This is a genomic window from Streptococcus mitis (genome assembly GCF_946190155.1).
Classification (GTDB): domain Bacteria; phylum Bacillota; class Bacilli; order Lactobacillales; family Streptococcaceae; genus Streptococcus; species Streptococcus mitis_CL.
In genome coordinates, this window is the sequence record NZ_CAMHZL010000005.1 from 136,131 (window position 1) to 160,387 (window position 24,257).

The 24,257-nt window shown below is 36.4% G+C and carries 21 protein-coding genes, 1 riboswitch and 2 other annotated features (1 of these 24 only partly in view); of the genes, 2 read left to right on the forward strand and 19 right to left on the reverse strand.

Annotation, left to right across the window (positions count from 1 at the left end; translation table 11 throughout):
- Positions 1-168 (reverse strand) — a binding site (T-box leader) (it extends 58 nt beyond the left edge of the window).
- The 19 genes from trpB to N8O80_RS06115 form a co-directional block, all read right to left on the reverse strand.
- Positions 165-1,343, reverse strand: coding sequence for a tryptophan synthase subunit beta (gene trpB, locus N8O80_RS06025; protein ID WP_000208439.1), 1,179 nt, complete (start codon positions 1,341-1,343; stop codon positions 165-167). (Overlaps the previous feature by 4 nt.)
- Positions 1,344-1,408: 65 nt before the next feature.
- Positions 1,409-1,632 (reverse strand) — a binding site (T-box leader).
- Between the two features lie 220 nt (positions 1,633-1,852).
- Positions 1,853-2,854 carry a LacI family DNA-binding transcriptional regulator gene (locus N8O80_RS06030; protein ID WP_000789953.1) on the reverse strand — a complete coding sequence of 334 codons (1,002 nt, stop codon included), beginning with the start codon at positions 2,852-2,854 and terminating at the stop codon, positions 1,853-1,855.
- 107 nt (positions 2,855-2,961) lie between these two features.
- Positions 2,962-3,330: a hypothetical protein gene (locus N8O80_RS06035; protein ID WP_060805805.1), complete on the reverse strand. Its 369-nt coding sequence runs from the start codon at positions 3,328-3,330 to the stop codon at positions 2,962-2,964.
- A gap of 95 nt (positions 3,331-3,425) precedes the next feature.
- Positions 3,426-4,136: an MgtC/SapB family protein gene (locus tag N8O80_RS06040; protein ID WP_001149045.1), complete on the reverse strand. Its 711-nt coding sequence runs from the start codon at positions 4,134-4,136 to the stop codon at positions 3,426-3,428.
- Positions 4,137-4,138: 2 nt separating this feature from the next.
- Positions 4,139-5,830 (reverse strand): ABC transporter permease, encoded by a 1,692-nt coding sequence (locus N8O80_RS06045; RefSeq protein ID WP_023943877.1) that lies wholly within the window; start codon positions 5,828-5,830, stop codon positions 4,139-4,141.
- A gap of 11 nt (positions 5,831-5,841) precedes the next feature.
- The gene (locus tag N8O80_RS06050; protein ID WP_000589137.1) at positions 5,842-6,852 is read right to left on the reverse strand and encodes an ABC transporter ATP-binding protein; all 1,011 of its coding nucleotides are present in this window, start codon (positions 6,850-6,852) and stop codon (positions 5,842-5,844) included.
- Between the two features lie 102 nt (positions 6,853-6,954).
- Positions 6,955-8,022 carry an extracellular solute-binding protein gene (locus N8O80_RS06055; RefSeq protein ID WP_000738377.1) on the reverse strand — a complete coding sequence of 356 codons (1,068 nt, stop codon included), beginning with the start codon at positions 8,020-8,022 and terminating at the stop codon, positions 6,955-6,957.
- Between the two features lie 24 nt (positions 8,023-8,046).
- The gene (locus N8O80_RS06060) at positions 8,047-8,706 is read right to left on the reverse strand and encodes a DUF1868 domain-containing protein (protein ID WP_000793811.1); all 660 of its coding nucleotides are present in this window, start codon (positions 8,704-8,706) and stop codon (positions 8,047-8,049) included.
- Between the two features lie 183 nt (positions 8,707-8,889).
- Entirely contained in the window at positions 8,890-9,900 is a 1,011-nt protein-coding gene (gene galE, locus N8O80_RS06065; RefSeq protein ID WP_119947600.1) for a UDP-glucose 4-epimerase GalE, read from the reverse strand.
- A 12-nt stretch (positions 9,901-9,912) separates the two neighbouring features.
- Positions 9,913-11,388 carry a UDP-glucose--hexose-1-phosphate uridylyltransferase gene (gene galT, locus N8O80_RS06070; protein WP_261015357.1) on the reverse strand — a complete coding sequence of 492 codons (1,476 nt, stop codon included), beginning with the start codon at positions 11,386-11,388 and terminating at the stop codon, positions 9,913-9,915.
- Positions 11,389-11,400: 12 nt separating this feature from the next.
- The gene (locus N8O80_RS06075; protein ID WP_000945328.1) at positions 11,401-12,042 is read right to left on the reverse strand and encodes a phosphate signaling complex PhoU family protein; all 642 of its coding nucleotides are present in this window, start codon (positions 12,040-12,042) and stop codon (positions 11,401-11,403) included.
- Positions 12,043-12,099: 57 nt separating this feature from the next.
- Positions 12,100-12,846: a protein phosphatase 2C domain-containing protein gene (locus N8O80_RS06080; RefSeq protein WP_023935650.1), complete on the reverse strand. Its 747-nt coding sequence runs from the start codon at positions 12,844-12,846 to the stop codon at positions 12,100-12,102.
- On the reverse strand, positions 12,830-14,938 hold the full coding sequence (locus tag N8O80_RS06085; protein WP_000834743.1) for a glycosyl hydrolase family 28-related protein: 2,109 nt from the start codon (positions 14,936-14,938) through the stop codon (positions 12,830-12,832). The genes N8O80_RS06080 and N8O80_RS06085 overlap by 17 nt, the downstream gene beginning before the upstream one ends.
- 921 nt (positions 14,939-15,859) lie before the next feature.
- Entirely contained in the window at positions 15,860-17,086 is a 1,227-nt protein-coding gene (locus N8O80_RS06090) for a DegT/DnrJ/EryC1/StrS family aminotransferase (RefSeq protein WP_261027232.1), read from the reverse strand.
- Positions 17,087-17,128: 42 nt separating this feature from the next.
- Positions 17,129-17,821: a sugar transferase gene (locus tag N8O80_RS06095; RefSeq protein ID WP_261027234.1), complete on the reverse strand. Its 693-nt coding sequence runs from the start codon at positions 17,819-17,821 to the stop codon at positions 17,129-17,131.
- A gap of 130 nt (positions 17,822-17,951) precedes the next feature.
- Positions 17,952-19,694, reverse strand: coding sequence for an ABC transporter ATP-binding protein (locus N8O80_RS06100; protein WP_261027235.1), 1,743 nt, complete (start codon positions 19,692-19,694; stop codon positions 17,952-17,954).
- Positions 19,684-21,429, reverse strand: a complete 1,746-nt coding sequence (locus tag N8O80_RS06105; RefSeq protein WP_261027236.1) for an ABC transporter ATP-binding protein — start codon at positions 21,427-21,429, stop codon at positions 19,684-19,686. Before N8O80_RS06105 ends, N8O80_RS06100 begins: the two co-directional genes overlap by 11 nt.
- 54 nt (positions 21,430-21,483) lie before the next feature.
- Positions 21,484-22,119 carry a DUF421 domain-containing protein gene (locus N8O80_RS06110; RefSeq protein WP_000174447.1) on the reverse strand — a complete coding sequence of 212 codons (636 nt, stop codon included), beginning with the start codon at positions 22,117-22,119 and terminating at the stop codon, positions 21,484-21,486.
- Positions 22,116-22,571: a DUF3290 family protein gene (locus N8O80_RS06115; RefSeq protein ID WP_000675332.1), complete on the reverse strand. Its 456-nt coding sequence runs from the start codon at positions 22,569-22,571 to the stop codon at positions 22,116-22,118. Before N8O80_RS06115 ends, N8O80_RS06110 begins: the two co-directional genes overlap by 4 nt.
- Before the next feature lie 133 nt (positions 22,572-22,704).
- On the opposite strand from N8O80_RS06115, the gene N8O80_RS06120 reads away from it, so the two are divergent.
- Positions 22,705-23,532 carry an exodeoxyribonuclease III gene (locus N8O80_RS06120; protein WP_203213479.1) on the forward strand — a complete coding sequence of 276 codons (828 nt, stop codon included), beginning with the start codon at positions 22,705-22,707 and terminating at the stop codon, positions 23,530-23,532.
- Positions 23,533-23,543: 11 nt separating this feature from the next.
- Entirely contained in the window at positions 23,544-23,930 is a 387-nt protein-coding gene (locus tag N8O80_RS06125) for a bleomycin resistance protein (RefSeq protein ID WP_049502476.1), read from the forward strand.
- A gap of 229 nt (positions 23,931-24,159) precedes the next feature.
- A riboswitch (purine riboswitch) is annotated at positions 24,160-24,255 on the forward strand.
- The last annotated feature ends 2 nt before the right edge of the window (positions 24,256-24,257 follow it).

Consider the following 24,257-nt stretch of genomic DNA (forward strand, 5'->3'; position numbering starts at 1 on the left):
CTGTCTCAGAAACCTCCTGTAACAGGCTGTGCGATAAAGGGCACTCCCTTGAGAATTATGTTTTCTTCTCTCGTTTCAGATGGACCCAACCTTACAGCTTTCTCTGCTTGTTTCCAGCAACCACAAGCTCTCTGTGAGAGAAAAGACTGTAATTTTTCCATCTCTTATTTTTTAGCTTCTAGGTAGTCTGCAATCGCAGCTACGTCCTTGTCTCCACGACCAGAGACATTGATGATGATAATGTCGTCTTTACTTAGTTTTGGTGCACGTTTAACTGCTTCTGCGATAGCATGCGAACTTTCAATCGCTGGGATAATTCCTTCAGTCTTGCTGAGAAGGAGGAGAGCCTGAACAGCTTCTTCATCCGTCGCAGCGACATATTCCACGCGACCTGAATCTTTGAAGTAGGCGTGTTCTGGGCCAACCCCTGGATAGTCCAATCCAGCTGAGATAGAGTAAACTGGAGCTAGCTCTCCATCTTCCTTAAAGACTGCATAAGTCTTCATGCCATCAACAATTCCGATACTACCTTTTGTCATAGTAGCTGCGTGCTTGTCTGTATCAAGTCCGTGCCCAGCAGCTTCAACCCCAACCAATTTGACTTCTTCATCAGCCACATACTGAGAAAATGCACCAATAGCATTGGAACCACCACCTACACAGGCAATAACGTAGTCTGGTAAACGACCTTCTTTTTCTAAGATTTGACGGCGAGATTCTTCACTGATGACCTTTTGGAACTCGTGGACAATTGTAGGATAAGGGTGAGGACCTACAGCAGATCCCAGAACATAGAAGGCTTCAAGGTCATTCATCCATGCTCCAAAGGCTGCATCAACAGCATCTTTGAGGGTACGAGTCCCTGTTTCAACTGCGTGAACAGTTGCTCCCATCATCTCCATACGGAAAACATTGAGACGTTGACGCTCCACATCCTCTGCCCCCATGTAGACATCACAGGCCATACCAAACTTGGCTGCAGCCGCTGCTGTCGCAACACCGTGCTGACCAGCTCCTGTTTCTGCGATTACTCGTTTTTTGCCCATGCGTTTAGCCAAAAGAATTTGTCCTAAAACGTTGTTGAGCTTGTGAGAACCAAGGTGGTTAAGGTCTTCACGCTTGAGATAAATCTTAGCGCCACCTAAGTGATCTGTCAAACTTTCCGCAAAATAGAGCGGTGTTTCGCGACCTGAATAGTCCTTCAAGTAATGACGAAATTCTGCCAAAAATTCTGGATCATCCTTGTACTTGTCAAATGTCACTTCCAACTCATCCAACAAAGCCTGAATCGGCTCCGGTACGAAACTACCACCAAATTGTCCAAAATAACCTTTAGTTGTCATAAAATTTCCTCTTTCTGTATTGGTTGCAAGATATGAAAAAAGCCCACACACAGAATATACTTCCATGTGAGGGCGTTGGTAACGCGGTGCCACCTCAATTATAAAGGGACTATCCCTTTACATCTCTGCCTTGTCTAACAACAAGTTGCACTGTAAGGTGTGCGCACCGAATTTTCATTGTTTCAAATTCATTTTTAAAATCAGCCCACTTTCACTACTTTCAACCACCTGTTCACAATCACCACAGGCTCCCTGAAGATCAAAAATAGTTACTTTTCTGATTTGTTGAACTTATTTTAATACTTTGTTTTTTCTTTGTCAAGACTTTTTTACGATTTTTTTGAAAGATGTGTGATTCGAATGTGATAATGTCTTTAGTAAATCGAACGTGAAAATGTCCCACTTGTTGGAAATTGGATCCAACTCAATAGAAACTGAATAGATGCTAAACAGAACTTACTTTAGAACACTCCATCTTTTCCATTAGGATTTTCAAGAATTAAACAATACTAGAAACTCTGTCTCCTAACAAGTTTAGTAGAAACTTCAACAGATGTGACACTTTCCCCCTTTATAATTGCTAATACCCCTTCAATCATTTCTTGAGCTAATTTAACATAATTAGGAGAAATTGTAGATAAAGCTGGAGTGTAATATTGAGAAATTGGAATATTGTCAAATCCGATTATTGAAATATCATCAGGAATAGTAATTTCCTTCTCATAGCAAGCACGAATCAATCCCTGTACTTTCTCATCCCCGGATACAAAAACCAAATCAGGATAATTTTGATTAGATAGATGTCTTGTAGCATATGAATAAACCGAATCTATTGTAGTTAGACCATATACAACTTTCAAATCCATTTCATAGTTTTTATCATTTAAAAAAGCACGAACCCCTCTCTCTCGATCCATATTAACAAGGGATTCTCCTCCCATAAGTAACCACATACTATTAATGTTTTCTTTTGATACTAATTTCATCATGTCATAAGTGGCCTGAAAATTGTTGTTAGAAACATACACAACATTAGGTGTTCTAGATTCTCCAAAAACTATGAATGGAATTTTATTCTTTTGTAAGTAATTAATCCGAATATCTTCTTTACTTTCATAAAATACTATTACACCATCTATCAAACTTCCTGTACTCGAGATTATTGAATTACTAATTGTATCCTCTTCACTAAAATATTCAACAATAGCGTTAACACCATACTCTTTACAAGTTTGTAAAACTTTATCTAATAAAGTTTGGAACCAAATTAAAGGAAAAGAGTCGATTTTTTTTACAGAAATCAATATATTTATAGCTTCTTTTTTAGTTAAATTTCTTGCATATGCATTTGGAATATACGACAATTCTTCTATAACTTTTTGAATCGCTTGATAAGTTTCTTCTTTAACATTTACTCCACCATTAATAACTCGTGAAACTGTTTTTGGAGAAAAACCTGATAAACGTGCAATATCATAAATAGTTACCTTTTTCCCATTTATATTTTTCATTTCAGTCCTCCATTACGAACATTCTAATATTACTATACAATATTTAATTTTTTTTAACAAGAGAATTTAGTAAATTATTTAAGATCCACAAATTCACAAAATTGATTTTACAAATATTCTTCCCCTTCAAAAAAGTTTAAATTGCATTTCACACCTTTATTTTTAAGAATGTTTCCAACTTCACGACAAATAAATTCATATGAGAAAAAACTACCATAAAATTGTAGATTAACTTTTTCAGTAAAAATTGTAGGATTTATAAAAATATATAAAAGCCTGTCAATGTAACATTCTAACATAGACTTAATTTTTTCTTTAAAAATAACATTTGTTATCAACTCATTTGGAGGTAAATGAAAGGGAAACACCATTTCACAAATATCATAAAAAGAAATAAATTTGTATACTTGTATCAAACAATTATTATCAAAATATTCTATTTTACCTAAATCAAAATTGATTTTATAATCTTTCATAAAAACCTCAGAGCAAAAATCTACTCAAAAATTAGATGATTAAAACATCTAAAAAACAAAAGGACAAAAACATCTGTCCCTTTGTTTACTAAATTTCAGCTAATTTCTTCGACATAAATAACACCTACAATATTAGCAATTTCTTCCATCAAACGAAGATGTTCAAATCTTCCTGATAGTTCTAGAGTAATAAATGATGCTATTTTTTTTTCTGGAACATCAAAATATTCAATTCTTTCTGAATTAACATCTCCAAATGCAGTTCTAGAATCAGTCATTCTAATGCCATTCTCAGCACAGTATACTAGTACCCGATTATATGCCTCTGTAGATCTAACAACGATATACAATTCGATTATCTTTGAACGACTTTGAAGATATTTTTTTAAAGGTTGGAACATAGTTATAACACTCCAAACAGAAATTGCTCCTAGTACGGCTCCTTCATAAAAACCAACACCTATAGCTAGACCGATTCCAGCTGAAGCCCATATTCCGGCTGCAGTTGTTAAACCAGTTATTTTCTTTTTATCTGTAATAAGTATTGTTCCAGCCCCAAGAAAACCAACACCTGATATAACTTGCGCACCTAAGCGTGTAGGATCTCCTGTACCAAATTTATAAGATACATACTCATTAGTCATCATAATTAAACATGCAGCCAGACAAACAATACTATGTGTACGAATACCTGCTGGTTGAGATTTACTTCCTCTCTCTAAACCAATTACTCCACCAATAACTAATGAAAGTACAATTCTTAATACAATTTCGATATATGATAGTCCTAAGCTTGTTGCCTGCATTATTATTTCCTTTTTCTACTAGCTGGTCTCTGAGTAAAGTATAATACAGAACCAGAAATTATCATTAATACAATAGTATAAACGAACACAAGTGCTTGAGCATTTGAAGTTGCTGTTTCATCACCTGCTGAACGAATAGTTATACCCAGCGGTTGAGCTAATGGATGGTAAAGAAATACAGATAAGTCGAAGTCAGTTAATAAAGAGTTAAAGTTTAAAGCAATAACAGAGAGAACAACCGGTAAAATAAATGGAATGATAACCTTCATCATAGTATAAAAAGGTGAAGCACCCATACTTCTTGCTGCATCTTCCATCTCATCATCAACACTAAATAAAATAGCACGTACCATTCTATAAGAAAATGGGATTTTTACAACTATATATGCAATAAGTAGAATTACCAAACTACCTACCAAAATCTGATTCAAGACAAGAAATTGTGGCTGATTAAAAGTAAATAATAAACTTACTGCTAAAAGTGTACTTGGTAGTAACCAAGGAAGTAGAGCACCATATTCAAATAAGAAATCAAAGCGAGCTTTATGTTTTCTGACAACTCGAGCAAATATAACTGCGAGAATTGTTGCTGTTGTCGCAGCGATAATAGAATAAATAAAGCTGACCAAGAATGGAGAGAATGCCGCACTATTACTAAAGAATAAGCGATAATTTTCTAAAGTAAAGTTTGATAATGTTAAGTTACCTGTTTGAATTGCAACTGGATCTGTAAATGAGTATAATACTATAAAAATTAGTGGAAGCATGAAAACTGTGAACAATCCATATGCTACAATGTGAGCAATGATATTCCAAGGCTTAGATGCAATTTTTTGTTTTTTAAGAGGCGCTTTAGTCTTAGAGATAGAAATATAATTTCCACCTTTTTCTATCTTATTCATGATAGTAAGCAAAATTGTAGTTGCAATACCTAAAATAATTGCAAGTAAGGCTGCTAAATCACGAGAATTCCCCATCCCTGCAAATGTAATAATCATTGGATTTATAGTTTGAAATCCTTTACCACCAACAATCATGGGTGCTGCTACTGCAGACAAACCACTAAGAAAAACCATAATAGTAAGTGCAAATAGAGTTGGAATTAAGGTTGGTAACACTACTTTTCGGAAAACAGTAAATGGTTTTGCTCCCATATTTCGTGCAGCCTCAATAGTGTGATAGTCAACGCTTCGAATTGTATTTGTTAAAAACAATGTATGATTAGCAGTTCCTGAAAATGTCATAATGAATAAGACTGCACCATACCCAATAAACCAGTTAGGGTCTAAAGAAGGGATAACATTTTGTAAAAATTTTGTTATCAATCCATAAGGACCATAGACAAATTTATATCCAGTCGCTAAAACCACTCCTCCATAAATTAAAGAGGTCATATAGCCTAATTTTAAAATTTTAGCACCTTTAATATCAAAGTACTCTGTAAATAGAACACAAAGAATACCTACGACATTAACTGTAATAATGAGTGAAAATGCTAACTTAAAACTGTTCATAATACTCTGAAGTGCCCTCTCAGATTTTAGAACACGATGTACAGCTTCAAGGGAAAATTCTCCTCCTTTTACAAATACATTCACTACTAGATCAAAGTTTGGATAAATAATAAATGTTACTAGGAACCAGATTAACCCTAAACGAATAAGCCAATCTTTTAAATTTAATTTATGACGCATACTGCACCTCCTTAAAATTGCAGAACGTCTGATGGTGTGATAAATAAGTCCACACTTTCTCCGACAGATCTAATAGCAGCCTGACTATCAATACTTGTTACATTAAGAATCTGACTTTCAGAAACTTTTATTGTATAGTGAATTGTAACTCCAGAAAACTCAACATCAATAATTGTTCCTTTTAGAATGAAATCTTGTTCAGTTTCACGATTGAATCGAACTTTCTCTAATCGAATGTATCCTTTTTTATCTTCTAAGAAAACGCTTGCATTTTTAAGTAATACTTCGTGGACTGTTTCATCGGTCAAAACATTAATATCGCCAATAAAATCACATACAAATTCAGTTTGAGAATTATGATAAATCTCTACAGGTGTACCGACCTGTTCGATGTATCCATTGTTAAAGACTGCAATTCTATCAGATAAAGTTAAGGCTTCCTCTTGGTCATGAGTAACATATAAAGTAGTAATACCTAACTCTTTTTGAAGTCTTTTCAACTCTTTTCTCAAATCTACACGTAATTTTGCGTCAAGGTTTGACAATGGTTCATCTAGACAAAGAATTTTAGGTTCAAGAACCAGAGCACGAGCCAATGCTACCCTTTGTTGTTGACCCCCAGATAATTCTGATACATTACGCTGTAACTGTTGATCAGAGATCTTAATTTTTGCTGCTACTGCTGATACTTTAGCTTTAATAACATCTGGAGCTACCTTCTTAACTTTTAAACCAAATGCAATATTATCAAAAACAGTCATAGTTGGAAATAGCGCATAAGATTGAAATACAATACCAATTCCACGCTTTTCAGGTTCCAAATGAGTGACATCTGTTCCATTAACTTCAATACTTCCTGATGATGGATCTAGAAAACCTACCAATGCTCTCAAAGTAGTTGATTTACCACATCCTGAAGGCCCAAGAAATGTAAAAAATTCCCCTTCATGTATATCTAAATTCAGATTATCAATTGCAACAAAATCACCATATTTAATTTGAATATTATCAAATTTAATCATCTCACTAACTCCCTCTATTACTAAACCAAAAGCCTCTCTTTATTTCTTCCATAAATTTAGAAATAATAGAGAGACTTGGACATAAAAATTAACTCTTATTTCTTATTGTACGTATTCTAATTCAGCTTTTTCTACCCATTCATCCAAATGCTTTCCAACAGCTTCCCAGTCAATATTTTGTGGTTTCACTTGATCAACAAATTTCTTAGTATCTTCTGGTAGATCTTTGAGGGCATCTTTATTTGCAGGAATAGATCCAAAGTTCTTACTATATTCTACTTGAATTTCTGATTGACCAAACCAATCAATAAATTCTTTAGCTAACGCTTGTTTTTTACTAGTGCTTAAAACCATAGTTTGTTCAGTTACAAATGGTACACCAATCTCAGGAGTCATAACTTTGAAAACAACATTTTGTTCTTTTTGTCCAACTAATGCACCAGAACCCCACATCATTCCATATTGTATTGGATCTTCTTTGTCTAACATCTTAACAATTGAACTTTCTCCCTTTTGAAGAGTGTATGCATTTTTCAAATATTCTTTTGCTACTTCCCAACCTTTTTCGGAAACGCCTAATTCACCTTTATCATCAAGGTATCGAACTAAGATACTTGCTAGAATTGCCCGTCCTGTACCACCTTGAAGACCAGAAATTGAATATTTACCTTTATACTTACTACCTAATTCAGTCCAATCTTTAGGCATTTCTTTTACATCAGGCGCCCCAATTAAAACTAATGGTTGAACAATCACAGGATTATAATAATTATCTTTATCTGATAAAGATTGATCAATTTTATCTAACCATTTAGGCTTGTACTGTACTAGTAATTTTTGATCTCTAATTTTATTTGAATCAACAGCACCAATTCCAAATACCATATCTGCAACTGCATTATTCTTCTCAGCAATAACACGGTCTGCTAATTGAGCGCCAGGGATATCAACCATTTTGATATTAAAACCAGCTTCTTTTGCTTTAGCAGTTAACCAATCACCACGACCATTTGAGACTGAGTTCGAATAGATTACTAGTTCTTGACTTTTATCAGCTTTTTCTTCAGATGAAGAAGCAGTCGTAGAATTTGAACCTCCAGAGCAAGCAGCAAGTGTAGTAAGAGCAACTCCCGTTGCAAGTACAGTAGACCAAACTTTCATTTTTTTCATGATAAGTTCTCCTTTTTTATTATTTTATTTAAATTTTTCGTGATATGGAACAAATTGTCTCATATCTTCAAATACAGTATAGTCAATACGGTTTACAGTAATAGTTGGAATCTTCTCTAATAAAATTTCAGTTAATTCTGCTCTGACTTTAGTAAACTCTTCTTCCTCCTCTTCGGTTAGAGGAATCCGAAGATACCCAATTGAAATATGGAATTGATATCTATCATGATTAGGGAAACGAACACCTGCTTTTTCTGAGACATAAGTACGAATTTCTTCTAATCTCTTTGCAGAAGCTTCGTCTGCAGGTTCAACTAGTATGTTTTGTTTTCCCATTTCAGTTACACGCATATGAATTTCTTCATCCAACAATGGAAAAATTTCAAGTTGTTTAGCAAAGTAATCATGTATTTCCTGTAAAGGTGTATCTAGAGGAAGATTACTGCTCCAAAACTCCGTTTCACGATTTTCATGGCACAACAATTCAATTACAGTCATGTGAATAGAATTCCTTGGAGTTAAAGTAAACTTATCGATAAATGGTAATTCTCTATAACGTGATTGAATAATATCAACAACTTCCATCAAATCTTGTTTAGTATAAAGATTTGCTACAACTGTATTCCCAGGGAAATGATTAAATTCCCCATTCTCTTTGAACTTAATTTTTGTTAAGTTTTTCATATAAAGACCTTCTTTTTTATATTTGACATCGGTGTCACCTTGTTTACATTATACAATGAAACCGTTTCCTTTGTCAAGCGCTTTCAAACATTTTTTTAAAAAAATTTATCTTTCATTAAATATGCATTTCATTAAAAGGTTAAGTAATTTTTCCAAAATACAGCACTCATATAAACAGTATCATCAATTATAGCCATTGGGATTTTTTGATTGCCAATTCCATGTATCTCTACACATGTCTTCAATCGATTTTGTTGTCCTCCAATTTAATTCCTTATATGCTTTGTCTGCATTTGCATAACAAGTCGCAACGTCTCCTGATCGTCTTGGTACAATTTTATACGGAATTGGAACCTTATTAACACTTTCAAATGTATTTACAAGTTGTAATACACTTGTGCCTTCTCCTGAACCAAGGTTATAAATATAAACATCTGTTTTTTCAGATACTTTTTCTAAAGCTTTTATATGCCCTATCGCTAAATCCACTACATGGATATAATCGCGAACACCAGTACCATCTACCGTATCATAATCATCTCCAAAAACACTTAGCTCTGGTCGCTTACCTACCGCTACTTGTGCAATAAAAGGCATTAAGTTGTTAGGAATGCCTGATGGATCTTCTCCAATCAACCCCGACTCATGAGCACCAATCGGATTGAAATAACGAAGCAACGCAATACTCCACTCTGAATCTGCTACATGAACATCTTTTAAAATTTGTTCAAGCATCACTTTTGTGTACCCATACGGATTCGTTGCACTTGTCGGCATCGTCTCAATAAGGGGAGACTGATTGTGAACGCCGTATACAGTCGCACTCGATGAAAATACAATCTTTTTAACATTAAACTCTGACATCACTTCAACAAGAGCTAATGTGCTCATAATATTATTTTCGTAATACATTACAGGCTTTTGCACGGATTCGCCGACAGCTTTGTATCCTGCAAAATGAATTGCAGCCTCAATAGATTCTTGTTCAAAAACTTTTCTCAATCCTTGTTTATCACAAACATCTAATTCGTAAAACGCAGGACGTTGCCCTGTAATTGCTTCAATACGATCTAGCACCAAGATGCTAGAGTTCGAAAGGTTGTCGACAATGATGACTTCCTTTCCTAAATTTAGTAATTCTACTACGGTATGGCTACCAATATAACCAGCTCCGCCTGTTACCAATATTGCCATTTGGGTTTCCTCCTAATTAATTCCAACCGACTTAACAAATCTCATAAACGCTTCATGCCCAGACGGTGTATTCTTATAAACTCCTGCATCTTCCAGAACTCTCGCAAACACTTGTCCTACTTCGTGTTGAACTACGCTATTAACCTCTTCTTTATTAATGCGAGGATATTTTTCTTTCAATTGGTCGGCCCATTCTAAATGATAATCCGCAATTGCGTTATCCTCTCCTAAAAGATATTTCTCAACTTCTTCTAACTCTGTTTTCAAACGAGGTGGTAAAATCGCAAGTCCCATCACTTCGATTAACCCAATATTTTCCTTTTTAATATGTTGTACATCTTGATGAGGATGGAAAACACCATCTGGGTATTGTTCAGTAGTATGATTATCTCTTAGAACAATATCTAATTCATATCTTCCGTCCACTTTACGAGCAATAGGAGTCACCGTATGGTGTGGGACATCTGCAGTCATTGCAATGATGTCTACTTCTAAATCTGAATATTCTCTCCACTTATTTAGAATTTTAGTAGCTAAATCTAACAAGCGATTTTTATTTTCACTTTGTAACCTAATTACTGACATTGGCCATTTTACAATACCAGCATTAACATCCTCAAAGTCTTTAAAACGAAATTCACTCTCAAATTTTGCTTTTTCCATTGGGAAAATATATTTCCCTCCCTGGTAGTGGTTATGACTAAGAATGGAGCCTCCTGAGATAGGAAGATCAGAATTTGAACCAGCAAAATATCCTGGCAAAATATCAACAATCTCCAATAATTGTTCAAATGTTTTAGAGGTAATAGCCATTGGTACATGTTGACTATTCAAAAATATCGCATGCTCATTAAAATATGAGTAGGGAGAATACTGGAATCCCCATACTTCGTCACCAAGTTTCAACCGAATAATTCTATGATTCGAACGTGCTGGATAATTTATTCGCCCCTGATATCCTTCATTTTCCATACATAGTAAACATTTGGGATAATTAGTTGCTTTTACTAATTTTTCAGCAGCAATTGTTTTTGGATCTTTTTCGGGTTTTGACAAATTTATCGTAATCTCTAGCTCTCCGTATTTAGTTGATGATCGAAACTCAATATTCTTAGCAATAGCAGAAGTTTTAATATAATCACTATCTTTACTTAACTTATAAAACTCTTCAACTGCTTCTTGAGGTGATATATCATATGAACTCCAAAAAATATCATTTAATCGACTAGGTAAAGGAACTATGAAATTCATTAACTCTGCTCCTAAACATTCCTTTTCCTCGATTAAATCTTTAATTTTACCGTTTTTTAAGGCGATTTCCACTAAGTAATCTTTTATTTGTTTCAGGTCATTTTCATCGGAAATGCGATCAGTTCCCTCCTCACCTATTAACGCTAGTACTCTATTTTTCACATATATTTTGTCAATTTCATTATACATTCCGTATTCAATTACTCTATCAACAAAATTATCAATAATTGTTTTCATATATTTTTCTTTCTAATTTATGTTCCCATATTTTCTATACATTATCCATTTATAAATTGATTGCGTAGTATGAGCAATTTTATCAAGGTGATGAATAATATCTAAAGCACCAATTACTTCAGAAACATTCCCATCATCTTCAAATATGTAATTCATTATTTTATTTTCAATATTTGTACTAAGCTCTTCTATCTCATTCTGTTTTTGTATAACAACCATATCTAAACATCCAGATTGTTCCTCTCTATAACAAGATATAGCCCTATTCATATGCAGTCCGATAACTTCATGAAGTATTTTTATTTCTGAAATAATTTTCTTCAAAATTTCATTATTTTGAATAATCTGTAGATTTTTTAAAATTTCAACAATTCTATCCCCAATACGTTCAATGTCAGTTGATATTTTTATTACACTAATAATTCTTCTTAAGTCATATGAAACGGGATGTTGTAAACAAATTAACTCATATCCTTTTTTATCAACATTTAGAACTGACTCATTTATGATTAAATCTTCTTTAATCAATTCTATTCGTTCTTCATTTGATAAATATTCAAATAACTTCTCATATTTATCAAGCACAGATACCCAAATGGTCTCTAAATTATTTGATAATTCTATAATTTCATTTTCTAAATATAACCTTAACATTTAGGTACCTCTTCTTAACAAAGTTCAATAGTAACAATTAATATTTTAAACAATATATCAAACATCAATAACTAGAATACTTGCATCATCTTTCTTTCCATAGATTGGATCAATAGCAGAAGAATTAAATCTCATCTTAATTAACTCTTCAAAAGTTTTATTTTGATTATTTTGATAGAATTCATAAAAGCCATCGCTCATTAAAACAATTTGTTCACTAGTAACATCTATTTGATTAATAATAGCATGGTCTAAAAATCTCTCATCCAACGAACCTATCCAGTACCCACTCGGTTGATTAGATAATTTTCTGATTTTTTGTAAAATAATTTTTTTATTTAAAACACTATTTGTACCAATTGAGTCTTTTATCTCATTTTTCCCTTTTTCAAATAAGTTATCTACTCTATGATCAGTTATTTCCATTTCGTTTACTAACATGACGCAGTCACCTAGCATCATATACTCCAACTTTTTTTCTGAAAGTTTAGCAAATATAAAAGCAAATGTTGGTAAGCGATAATACTCTGTTAATTCATATGAGTTTAAACCGATTTCATCTTTAACCTCTAGTAAAGCAGTTTCAAATATTTGTTTAAGAGTTTTTGATTCTTTACAATTAACCGACAAACTTTCTGATAAAATATGTACAACTTCTGAGACTGAATAACCTATCTCCTCTTTAGAATTATATAAATCTGTAGCTCCATCAATAATCCAAAAATACTGATTTTGTGAACCTACAGCATCCTCATTTTCTACGGAACTTCCTTGTATCGAACAAATTTTATTTATCTTTACCATAATACTTCAACCCTTTTAGTGTCAAAAGTAAACCAATTCCTGTCACTGTTAAGAATAGTTCCATAATCTTGTTCGAACCAGTCTTTGGTAATTTTTGTTTTACCTCTACTATTTCTTTAGATTTATTAATATGATTTTCAGTTTCTCTGCCATCTCCAACTTTTTTATGGTTCACTTCTTCTATCTTATTATCTTGTTTATTGTCGATCTTGTCATTAATTTGTCTATTATCTTTACTTGAGTTAAACTCTCCTTTCTTCTGGTTACTATCAATTACATTATTTGAATTAGATTGTTTTTCATGCACATATGAACTTGTTTTAAATTTTTCCTCTTTGTTTTTTTCTTTTTCGTTTTTATCACTTAAGTTATTTGTTACAATTTTGTAAAGCCCATTCTCCGTTACAATATTGAAATTACCATCGCTATCACGTATAACTGGTTCTTTCCCATTTGCATTAGATTTGATGAATGATATATACTTGCCGGATAAATTATAAAATTGGTTATTTAAAACGGTTATTTTACCCTTTGAATCCTCAATAACAATTCCTTCTTTACCGCCGAATATACTATTCTCTGAGACTACTAAATTATCACTAACTCGTAATAATTCAATATTTGGTTGTTCTGTTTCCTTAGAATTATTATTAATTACATTTTTTGTTACAGTAATATCTGATACTTTTCCTAAATATTCTGCACTATCTTTTGCTACTCTAATAGCCTTTGTTTTAGGATCAGAAATATAAAATGTATTTTCAGTAATAACGACTTTCTTATTTAAATCAAGTTCATCTTTTACATTTTTATAACTAAAAGCATTTATTAAGGCTGCACCATTTTCTCTATAATGTACACTTTCTCCTTTTACTTTCTTATCAAATCTATTTCCTTTAATTAAAATATCAGTGAATCCTGTAAAACGTACACCAGAATACATCATGTTATCAAAATGATTATTTAAAATTTTAATATTAGAGGGGTTCTGTGTCGACAATGTTTGATAGTGTGTACCAATTGCTGTTACTAATTCTCCAGATTTATCACTTTTACCAAAATATGAATTTTGAATAGTAACATTTTCAGATTTTTTCCCATCATCATTCAAAGCATAAGGAAAACCTTTTCTAGTCAATGGTTCAATCTGAATACTCTCCTTACTTATAATTTGCCCATCTTTCATAGTTTTAGGTAAAGCTTGACCAAGAAAACGAGAATTATCGACTAATACATTTTTCGAACCTGCAATTTGAATAGCATGCCCTTGATAACTATCCTTGAATGTTACGTTTTTTATAGTTACGTTATTTGAATTCCCAATAGCAAATGCACCTGAAGAATTTATAAGTGGTAGATTTTTTGCTTTAGTTCCTTCTTCATTCAAAGCACCGTTCATATCAATAGTACCACCAGAATAACTAATATCTTCTGTTGGGCCCCATTCTACTTGCGCACCATCATCCGTAAATAAACCTGTCATAAAAACAATAGAAGGGTGATTCTTAATATTTATACCATTTAGAATTGTAGCTTTCTCATTCAATTCTAAGTGTGTATGACTTTTTAAAAAAACAATTTCTTTTACTAAATAAGTTCCTTCAGGAAAATATACATTTCCTCCGCCTAGTCCTTTAGCTGCAGCATCTATTGTATCTTGAATTGCTTGACGATCATCATTAACCCCGTCACCTATTGCTCCATAATCTTTAACATTCAAAGCTACGTGTTCGTTCAGATTAGTACTTAAAATAGTATTCACTTCCATCCCAGAGATGTTACCAATCATAGTATCATTTGTTATATCAGGTTTATTTTGATTAATACTCACTCCTCCATTATTATCAGTACTTAAACTTGAATTGTTATCAAGACTGAGAGTATCAGAATGGGGTTCCGCAGATAATGATGTAGATGTGCTACTCAACAAAGAGTTCATTTGCATATTATCTTTAGACGAAGAAGTTTCACCAACTACTTCATTAGCTAAAACACTTTGTGTTCCAATAAATAAAACCGCTAAGAGAACTGAGCAAACTCCCACCTTAGACTTACGAATAGAGAAAACCTCATTTTGTTGAAAAGATTTCATATTAGCCTCCAATTAAAAATATTATGTCCTAATTTAATATTCATATAAATTCCATACCAGAAAATGACACCGCTGTCATTTTCTTTATAATATATTTTTAAATCAAAATTGTCAAGGAATAACACAATAAAATATCAAAATTGTGAAAGCGTGACCATTTATATATCTAACCATACTTCTAATAATTCTTTAACCTTCCATTCAAAAGTGATTACTATCTTTCTTAGCTTGAACATAAAAATATCCTATTCACTGTATTTAAAGCATGTTGATATCTCGTAAAATACTAATTTATAAATACAAGAACAAATATCTTGTCATGCAAGCATTCACCAGATATATTTACATGAATATCGTTCATATAGCGGATTGAAATCAAAACAATACAATATATTTCTTAAATAGATTTTCTATAAAAGCTAGATTCAAGCTCTATAAAAATAGACGCAGTTCTTCTAAAATACTGGAATAGGACATATAGATCATTGTAGACACGTGTTTTATAGATTATTTCAAAAGAATGACTAGAACATGAAAAATAGTCTCAAAACTTTGAACAATATTCTGAAAACAAAAAAGAAAGACGCGAGTTTCCACAACCTCATTCGTGGAAACTCGCGTCTTTCAAAAAATAGGGTGAATTGAAAACTAGAACAAGACACTACATTTTCTAAATGATGCCTAATAAAAATTCTAAATGCTACACCAAATTGCTCACATCTCATTTCAAACCATACAGTATATTGAAACTATAAGAGTACACCTTTGCTTCTAAAATATTGCTAGAAATTAATTTGACTATCCTGATTAATTTGTCCTGTTTTTATTTCATTTTACTATAGGACTTTCAATTGAAAACAACAGTTTTACACTCAATTAGACTTTTTAGAAACAGAATCACTATTACTTGACTGTAGTTTGTCATTTTTTTGATGAAGTTAGCACTTTTTCAGAAACTGTTTTGAAAGTCTCAATGATATAGTCCACTTCTTCATCGCTTAATTTAGTGTGAAGAGGGAGCGTAATTTCATTTTCAAAGAAGGCATAGGCCTTAGGATAATTCGCCATATCAAAGCCAAGATTCTTATAGGCTGTCAAGAGCGGAAGCGGTTTGTAGTGGACGTTACTTGCAATTCCTGCTTTAGCTAATTCTTGGATAATAAGATTGCGTTCTTCTAAGCTCGCTCCTTCTACATGGGTGATGTAGAGGTGGCGTGAAGATTCAACAGTTTCAGTCTTGTGTGCCAATGGATGGATACGAGAACCTGAAAAACCACGATCATAACGGTCCACGATGTCCTTACGCCGGCCAAGCAAACTTGGGTAACGATCCAATTGTACCAATCCAAGTGATGCCATGATATCTGTCATATTGCACTTGTAGGCTGGTGTTACGATATCGTATTCCCATGAGCCCAGTTGCATCTTGGCAAGAGCATCCTTAGTTTGCCCGTGAAGGGAAAGAATTTGGAATTCCTTGTACATCTCTTCGTCGTCAATCGCTGGATTGGCTTTCCAAGTCGCACTTCCACCTTCTGCCGTTGTAAAGTTCTTAACAGCATGGAATGAGAAAGAAGTAAAGTCAGCGATAGAACCAGCTGGTTGTTCTTTATAAGTAGATCCCAAAGCGTGGGCACTATCAGAGACAATCACAATACGGTTAAAGGCTTTTTGCCACTTGCTTGAAGCAGTAAAGAGGTCACGTTTCTTTTCCACAACTTGGAACAAACGGTCATAGTCGCAAACAATCCCTGCAAGTTCTACTGGGATGATCACCTTAGTTTTCTCAGTGATAGCTTGCTCCAGCAAGTCATAGTCCATCTCAAACGTATCTGCTTGAATATCCACCATGACAGGGGTCGCCCCTACGTGAGTGATAACACTACATGAAGCTGTATAGGTCATGGCTGGAACGATAACCTCATCACCAGGTCCAACTTCCAAGACGCGCAAAATCAACTCAAGCGCGGCAGTCGCAGAGTTAAGACAGACAGTCTTGGGCGTCTGTGTGTATTGAGACAAGCGACGCTCCAGTTCTTTTGTCTTGGGACCTGTTGTAATCCAACCAGAACGCAGGGTATCCGCTACTTCAGCAATTTCTGCTTCTGTAATATCGGGTGGTGAAAATGGAATATTGTAATTTGGCATTGATTTGCTCCTTTTATCTGTACTCATTCTCTCATGACTACTTTATTTTAGCACTTCAAACACGGTTTGAAACATGATTTTGATGTCTCCAAGGAAACTAAACTCTCGGAGATAGTCGAGGTTATAGCGCATCTTTTCAGGAAGGACATGTTCGACATAGGCCTGGTCAACCGACAGACCTTTCTCCGTCATTTGACTGATGATAGTGTCCTCATCCTTGTAGTTGATGCTGGCTGGAGAGGTAATCCCTGCTGGCAAAAGCAAGGTTGCCATCATCTCAGGGCTATACTGCTCTGTGTAACGAGGCACTTCAGGACGCGTCCCTACAAAGGACATCTCACCTTTAAGAACATTGACCAGCTGAGGCAGTTCGTCCAAACGGACACGGCGGATAAAATTGCCAACCTTGGTAATACGACTATCGTTAGCAGAAGTCACCAGACTCCCTTGTTTATCCGCATCCGTCACCATGGTACGGAACTTCCAAATCTTGAAAGGTCGATTGTACTGGGTCACGCGCTCTTGCTTGTAAATCACCGGCCCCTTGCTATCCAACTTGATCCAAATGCTCAAGATGAGAAAGATAGGAGAGGTCAGAATCAGCAAGACTACGGCTAGAACCCAGTCCAAGCAACGCTTGAAAATCAGCGAACCCTTCCTTTTAGAGACAAGCTGGTAGTAAGACTCAACCTCGCTTGATTTCATTTCCACGGGCAAGTCTTCCCATTTCAGCATGCTGTTTCTCCTTTGTTTTTATTATACTATTTGTCAACATTTTTCATTATACCACAAAATGGAAAAGGCGGTGAAAGAAATCTGTAATTTGAAGGATTTCCTTCTTACACTCAATGAAAATCAAAGAGTATTAGGACATGGCCCCTGCCTGCAAGCTATACATCTTGTGGTAGGTTCCACCCAGATCCAAGAGTTCCTCATGGGTTCCACTCTCGATAATGCGCCCCTTATCCAAAACATAAATACAGTTGGCGTCTTGGATGGTAGAAAGACGATGGGCGATGGCAATGGTTGTCCGCCCCTGTCTCATCTTAGCTAGTGAAGCTTGAACTAAACTTTCTGTTTCAGAGTCAATATTGGCTGTCGCTTCATCCAAAATCAGGATTTTAGGCTGACTGGCGACTGTTCTAGCAAAGGCTAGAAGCTGGCGCTGACCAGTAGAAAAGCTCGAACCCCGCTCGGAAACGGGTGCATCATAGCCTAAAGTAAGTTCCTGAATAAAGGAATTTGCATCCACGAAGGCTGCCGCAGCCTGGACCTGCTCATCACTGATTTCTTGGTACATGGCAATATTGGACTTGATGGTTCCATGATAGAGGAAGGGTTCCTGCAAGACCAGACCGATGTTCTTTCTCAGCTCTTCCTGACTGTAGTCCCTAATATCCACACCATCCAAGAGAACTCGGCCTGACTGGAATTCATAAAAGCGCATAAGGACATTGATAATAGACGATTTCCCTGAACCTGTATGGCCTACAAATGCAATGGTTTCACCCTTGTTAACCGAAAAGGAAATATCATCCAGAATCTGATGTTTACCGTCATACGAGAAACACACATGTTCAAAACGAATATTGCCTTCTTTTACCTCAGCCTGGCCATTTTCTTGAAGAGGCTCATAGGTCCTCTCGTCAATCAAGGCAAATACACGACCTGCAGACACCATGGAAGTTTGAAGGGTCGAAAAATTTTGCGTCACTTCAATCAGGGGATCAAAGAGACGATTGATGTACTGGATAAAGGCATACATGGTTCCTGCCGTTATTCCCAGATAAAGACCACGATAGCCAAAATAGGCCATCAAAACAGCGTATCCTAGGAGTTTCAGCAAACTCATGGCAGGACGCAAAAAGAGGGCATCCAAGGCTACAGAACGGTTGGCATAGACCAAATGTTCTTGGTTGATTTCATCAAATTCTGCCTGCAGGCGCTTCTCTTGATTAAAGGCCTGGATTATTCTGATTCCCTCTATGTTTTCAGCCAGCTTGCTATTGATATCTGACAAGAGACTTCTGGTTTTCTCAATGATTTTCACTGATTTTTTCCGATAGATATTGACCAAAAGGAAAATCAAGGGGAGAAAGAGCAAGACTAATGCTGTCAAACGAAAATCCAATACCAACATGGTATAAAGAGTTGTCAGAAAGATGAAAACTGCTGAGATAAAGCTAGATAAAATCCCTGAAAACATATCACTTATGGTCTCAGTATCATTTGTCAAACGAGAGACGATAGAGCCTGCTGGCGTCTTGTCAAAGTAAGACATGCCTAGTTTCTCCATATTGGCAAAGGCATCCCGACGAATATCCCTAACAATACTGTAAGACACGCGCGCAAAGAGAAGATTACCGACATACTGGACCAGAGTTTGTAGGATATAAAGGCCATAGTAGACCAGCAAAACGGTAACGGCAAGTTGATTGAGATTGCTGAGATACTGGTCGATAAAGTGGGAAGCGACAAGGGGAATGACACTTTTAATGACCGTCGTTGCTAGGAGAAAACTGAGTGCCAAAAAAGTCAGGAGACCATAAGGCTTGAGATAGGACATCAAGCGCTTCAATACAACCCATTGTTCTTGTTTATTCTGCATCTTCTTCTCCTTTCATTTCCAGCTGCTGAGACTGGTAGGTTTGGGCATACCAGCCATCCATAGCTAGCAAATCTTCGTGCCTGCCTCGTTCGATAATTTGACCATTTTGCAGGACTAAAATCAAATCTGCATGGACAACCGCACTGAGGCGATGAGCCGTAATAATGGTTGTCTTGTCCTTTCGCGTCTCCTTGAGGTTGTCGATAATCGCATACTCTGTCTTGGCATCCACGGCGGACAAAGAATCATCCAAAATCAAGATATCAGGGTCTAAAATCATAGCCCGACTCATGGCCAGACGCTGCTTTTGACCTCCAGAAAGACTGACTCCTTTTTCTCCAATCAGCGTATCAAATCCCTGAGGCATGGCTACAATGTCTTGATAAACTTGAGCTAGCTTAGTCGCTTCCTCGACCGCTGAAAGGGGCAAGTTAGGATTGCCAAAGCGGATATTATCTAAAATCGAAGTCGCAAAGAGGAACTGATCCTGAGGAACATAGCCCATAAGACTACGAAGATCTGTCAGACGATAATCGCGAATATCGTGACCGTTTAGATAAATGGCTCCCTCATCCACATCGTACTCACGCAAGAGAAGCTTAATCAAGGACGTTTTTCCAGAGCCTGTTTGACCAACCAAGCCCAATGTTTGCCCTTTTTCCAGACTAAAGTGAACATTTGTCAGTGTTTCCTCATTTTCAAAGGCAAAGCTATCAATGACATACTGCAAGCGCCCATTTTCAATACTGTCTAGAGGAAACTCAGGGTCTTGTACAGGTGATTCCTGAGACAAAAGTTCCTCAATCCGCTGGTAAGAAACCTTCCCTCGCTGGGTAATATTAAAGAGGAAGCCGATGGCCATAAGAGGCCAAACTAGCATATCCAAGTAGCTGATAAAGGTAACTAGATTCCCAACGGTAATCTGCCCCTCCTGAACCATCAAAGAGCCCACCAAAAGCGTTAAAACATAGGAGGAACCAACAAACAAGAGAACCATGGGGTCAAAGAGACTATCGTATCTCATGGTTTGGAGATTCTTTTGGAAGGTCAATTCATTGACTGCCTGAAAGGACTTGAGCTCGTCCGCCTGGTACCCGAAAGACTTGGTCACTTTAACACCTGATACGGACTCCTGCACCTTGTTATTGAGTTCAGAAAAGGCAGCTTGTGATTCACCAAAGGCCTTATGAGTCTTTCTACCTAAACGACTAGTTGCATAAGCCATGAAAGGTAGGGGCAAAATGGCAACCAGAGTCATCTGCCAGGAAATGCTAAAGAGCATGGTCAGCAAAGTCACTAGAGCCGTGATAGAGGCATCAACCGCTGACATGACACCGCCACCTGCGAGACGAGTCAAGGCATTGATATCATTGGTTGCGTGCGCCATCAGGTCCCCCGTCCGATAGGTCTGATAAAAGGCTGGAGACATTTTTGTGAAATGCTCAAACAAGCGAGACCGCATAATCTGCCCCAAACGGTAGGAAGTTCCAAGGATATACATACGCCAAACATAACGCAGATAGTACATCCCAAAAGCCGCAAGAAGCAAATAAAATAAGTCAAGAAGGAGGTCCTGCTGGGTTAATTGTCCCGATGTGATAGCATCAATGACCCGCCCCATGACCATGGGGGGAATGAGATTAAGGACGGAAACCAAGACCAGGGCCACAATTCCGACTAGATAACGGCGTTTTTCTAACTTGAAAAACCACCAAAGTTTTTGAATAATGGACATAAAATCCCTTTCTGATTGCAAATAGAAACCTGAGGCCAAGACCCCAGGTTTTTCTTATTCATAGGTTACGACTGTAACGGCACCCTTGTCATACTCAGCGATAAAGATATTAGCTACATTGTCATGTCCTTGCTTGTTGAGGTTATCAAGCAACCACTCTTCGCTACGACCAATCGATTCCAAAACATCTACTTGGATCACACCGTCAGTCACAACTGGATACTTAGGATTTTCATCTCCCATTTGGACCACGATGAGTTGGCCATTTTGCTCTTGCACAGCTCGTTTAACTTGCTTCATCTGGAAAATTCCTTGGCTACGAAGTTTGAGAGCAACATCTGCCGCAGACAAACCAACTGAACGACAGGCTTCTGGGTCAATCTGCCCATTTTTGATGAGCAGAGTCGGTTTACCATCAATCAAGCGTTTGACAAAACGAACATTGTTATTGAGCCATTTGAGGGTCAAGACCAAAATCGTCCACATCATCAAAATCACTGCATACTGGAGAATGCTGATAGAACTATTGTAAATCACCCCACCAATGATACCACCGAGAACATAGTTCTGAATTTGGTCTGTAGCAGAGTTAGGTGCTAGATTCCCCTTTCCTGTCACATTAATAACAAAAACAAGAGAGAAAAGACCCAAGGCCAGTTTGATTAAAATTTCCATATAATTGAGTGTCATTTGTTTACCTCCACCAATTCAATAGCGTCTGTTTGATTCAATTCTAATTTCTCTAAAAGATACTTGTCTGGTTGGCTCCCGTTCATGGCGCGGTAGAAATTTGGACCTACCTTGACAAGCGCTCCATCAGTGGCTGCAGAAGTATTGACATAAACTTCTGATTTATCCACTCCCAAGTCTTTGGAAACAACCTCTATGAAATGAAGGGAGGTTTGAAATTGGTTGTTAGAGGCTTGATTGGTCTGGTATTTTGAGATTGTCACCAAAAGCATGGCCACCAAGGTCAAGGCCAAAATCATGACCAATTCCCGAAACTTAGTCCCCTTTTTATCTCGATAGGCTTTAAAAGCAAAAAATCCTGTGATAGCTAGGAGAACAATTCCAAAGCCAATCATGATGCCATTTTGCTGACTGATTTGGCTAAGTACATAGTCATATGAGTAAAATTTCATTTATTTTCACTCCCTTTCATAAAATCATTCTTAATTATAAACGAAAGAGAGTGATTTTTCAAGCCATACGTTGGGGAAATGGACCTTTTTTTGGTATAATAAAATCTATAATCTGAATGAAAAAGGTAACTTTATGAAACTCATCTCATGGAATATTGATTCCCTCAATGCTGCCCTAACTAGTGACTCAACTCGTGCCAAATTGTCCCAAGAAGTACTACAAACCTTGGTCGCTGAAAATGCTGATATCATCGCTATCCAAGAAACCAAGCTTTCTGCCAAGGGTCCTACTAAAAAACACTTGGAAATTTTAGCTGAACTCTTTCCAAACTACGAAAACACGTGGCGTTCTTCTCAAGAACCTGCCCGCAAAGGCTATGCTGGAACCATGTTCCTTTATAAGAAAGAACTCACACCCACTGTCACTTTTCCAGAAATCGGTGCCCCTTCTACCATGGACTTAGAAGGTCGCATCATCACTCTAGAATTTGATGAATTTTTCGTGACCCAAGTTTACACTCCAAACGCTGGCGACGGCCTCAAACGTTTGGAAGAACGCCAAGTCTGGGATGTCAAATATGCGGAGTACTTGGCTGAACTAGACAAAGAAAAACCAGTCCTTGCGACCGGTGACTACAATGTAGCCCACAATGAAATTGACCTTGCAAATCCTGCCAGCAACCGCCGTTCACCTGGATTTACCGACGAGGAACGTGCTGGATTTACCAACCTTTTAGCAACTGGATTTACTGATACCTTCCGCCACATTCACGGCGATGTTCCAGAACGCTACACTTGGTGGGCACAACGCAGCAAGACTTCTAAAATCAACAATACTGGCTGGAGAATCGACTACTGGCTCACAAGTAACCGCATCGCTGACAATGTGACTAAGTCTGATATGATCGACTCAGGTGCGCGTCAAGACCACACACCCATTGTCATGGAGATTGAGCTCTAAGGAGAAAGCTAATGGACTATCAAGCTGTCATTCCTGAATTTGTAGTATCTGACCTCGAAAAGTCACGCCACTTCTACTGCGACTTGCTGGGATTCTCTGTCGAATACGAGCGTCCAGAGGAGAAATTTCTCTTCCTCTCACTTGAAGACTGCCAACTTATGCTAGAAGAAGGCAGCACAGAAGAATTAGCCCAACTAACCTATCCTTTCGGGCGCGGTGTCAATATTTCCTTTGGTATTGAAGATGTCCCTCAACTCCACCAAAAACTGCTAGAAGCTGACTATCCTATCCATCGTCCCTTAACCAAAAGAAAGTTTCGTGTTGGAGATTACTATATCTATCCTCATGAGTTTGCAGTTTTGGATCCAGATGGCTATTTTTTAAGATTTAGCGAGTAGAATAATAAAGATTTGGAAAAAGTCTTTAAAGTTAAAAAGGCATATTGTCAAGTGTTTAAAAACTTGATAATATGCCTTTTATGATGGAAAAATCTTCTAAATGTTAGCCAATAACTGATTTTTTACCCATTTTTATTATATATGTTCGTTTTTTAATCAAAATACTAACAAAACATTTGATTTTTAAAGTTATTTAGTGTAAAATAAAAACATTGGCTCAAGCCTATTTAAAATTGAATATCGTTTTACTTGTTTATGTCGTGAATTGGCACGACGTTTCTACAAGGTGCCGGAACACCTAACAATAAGTAAGTTAGCTTGAGGGGA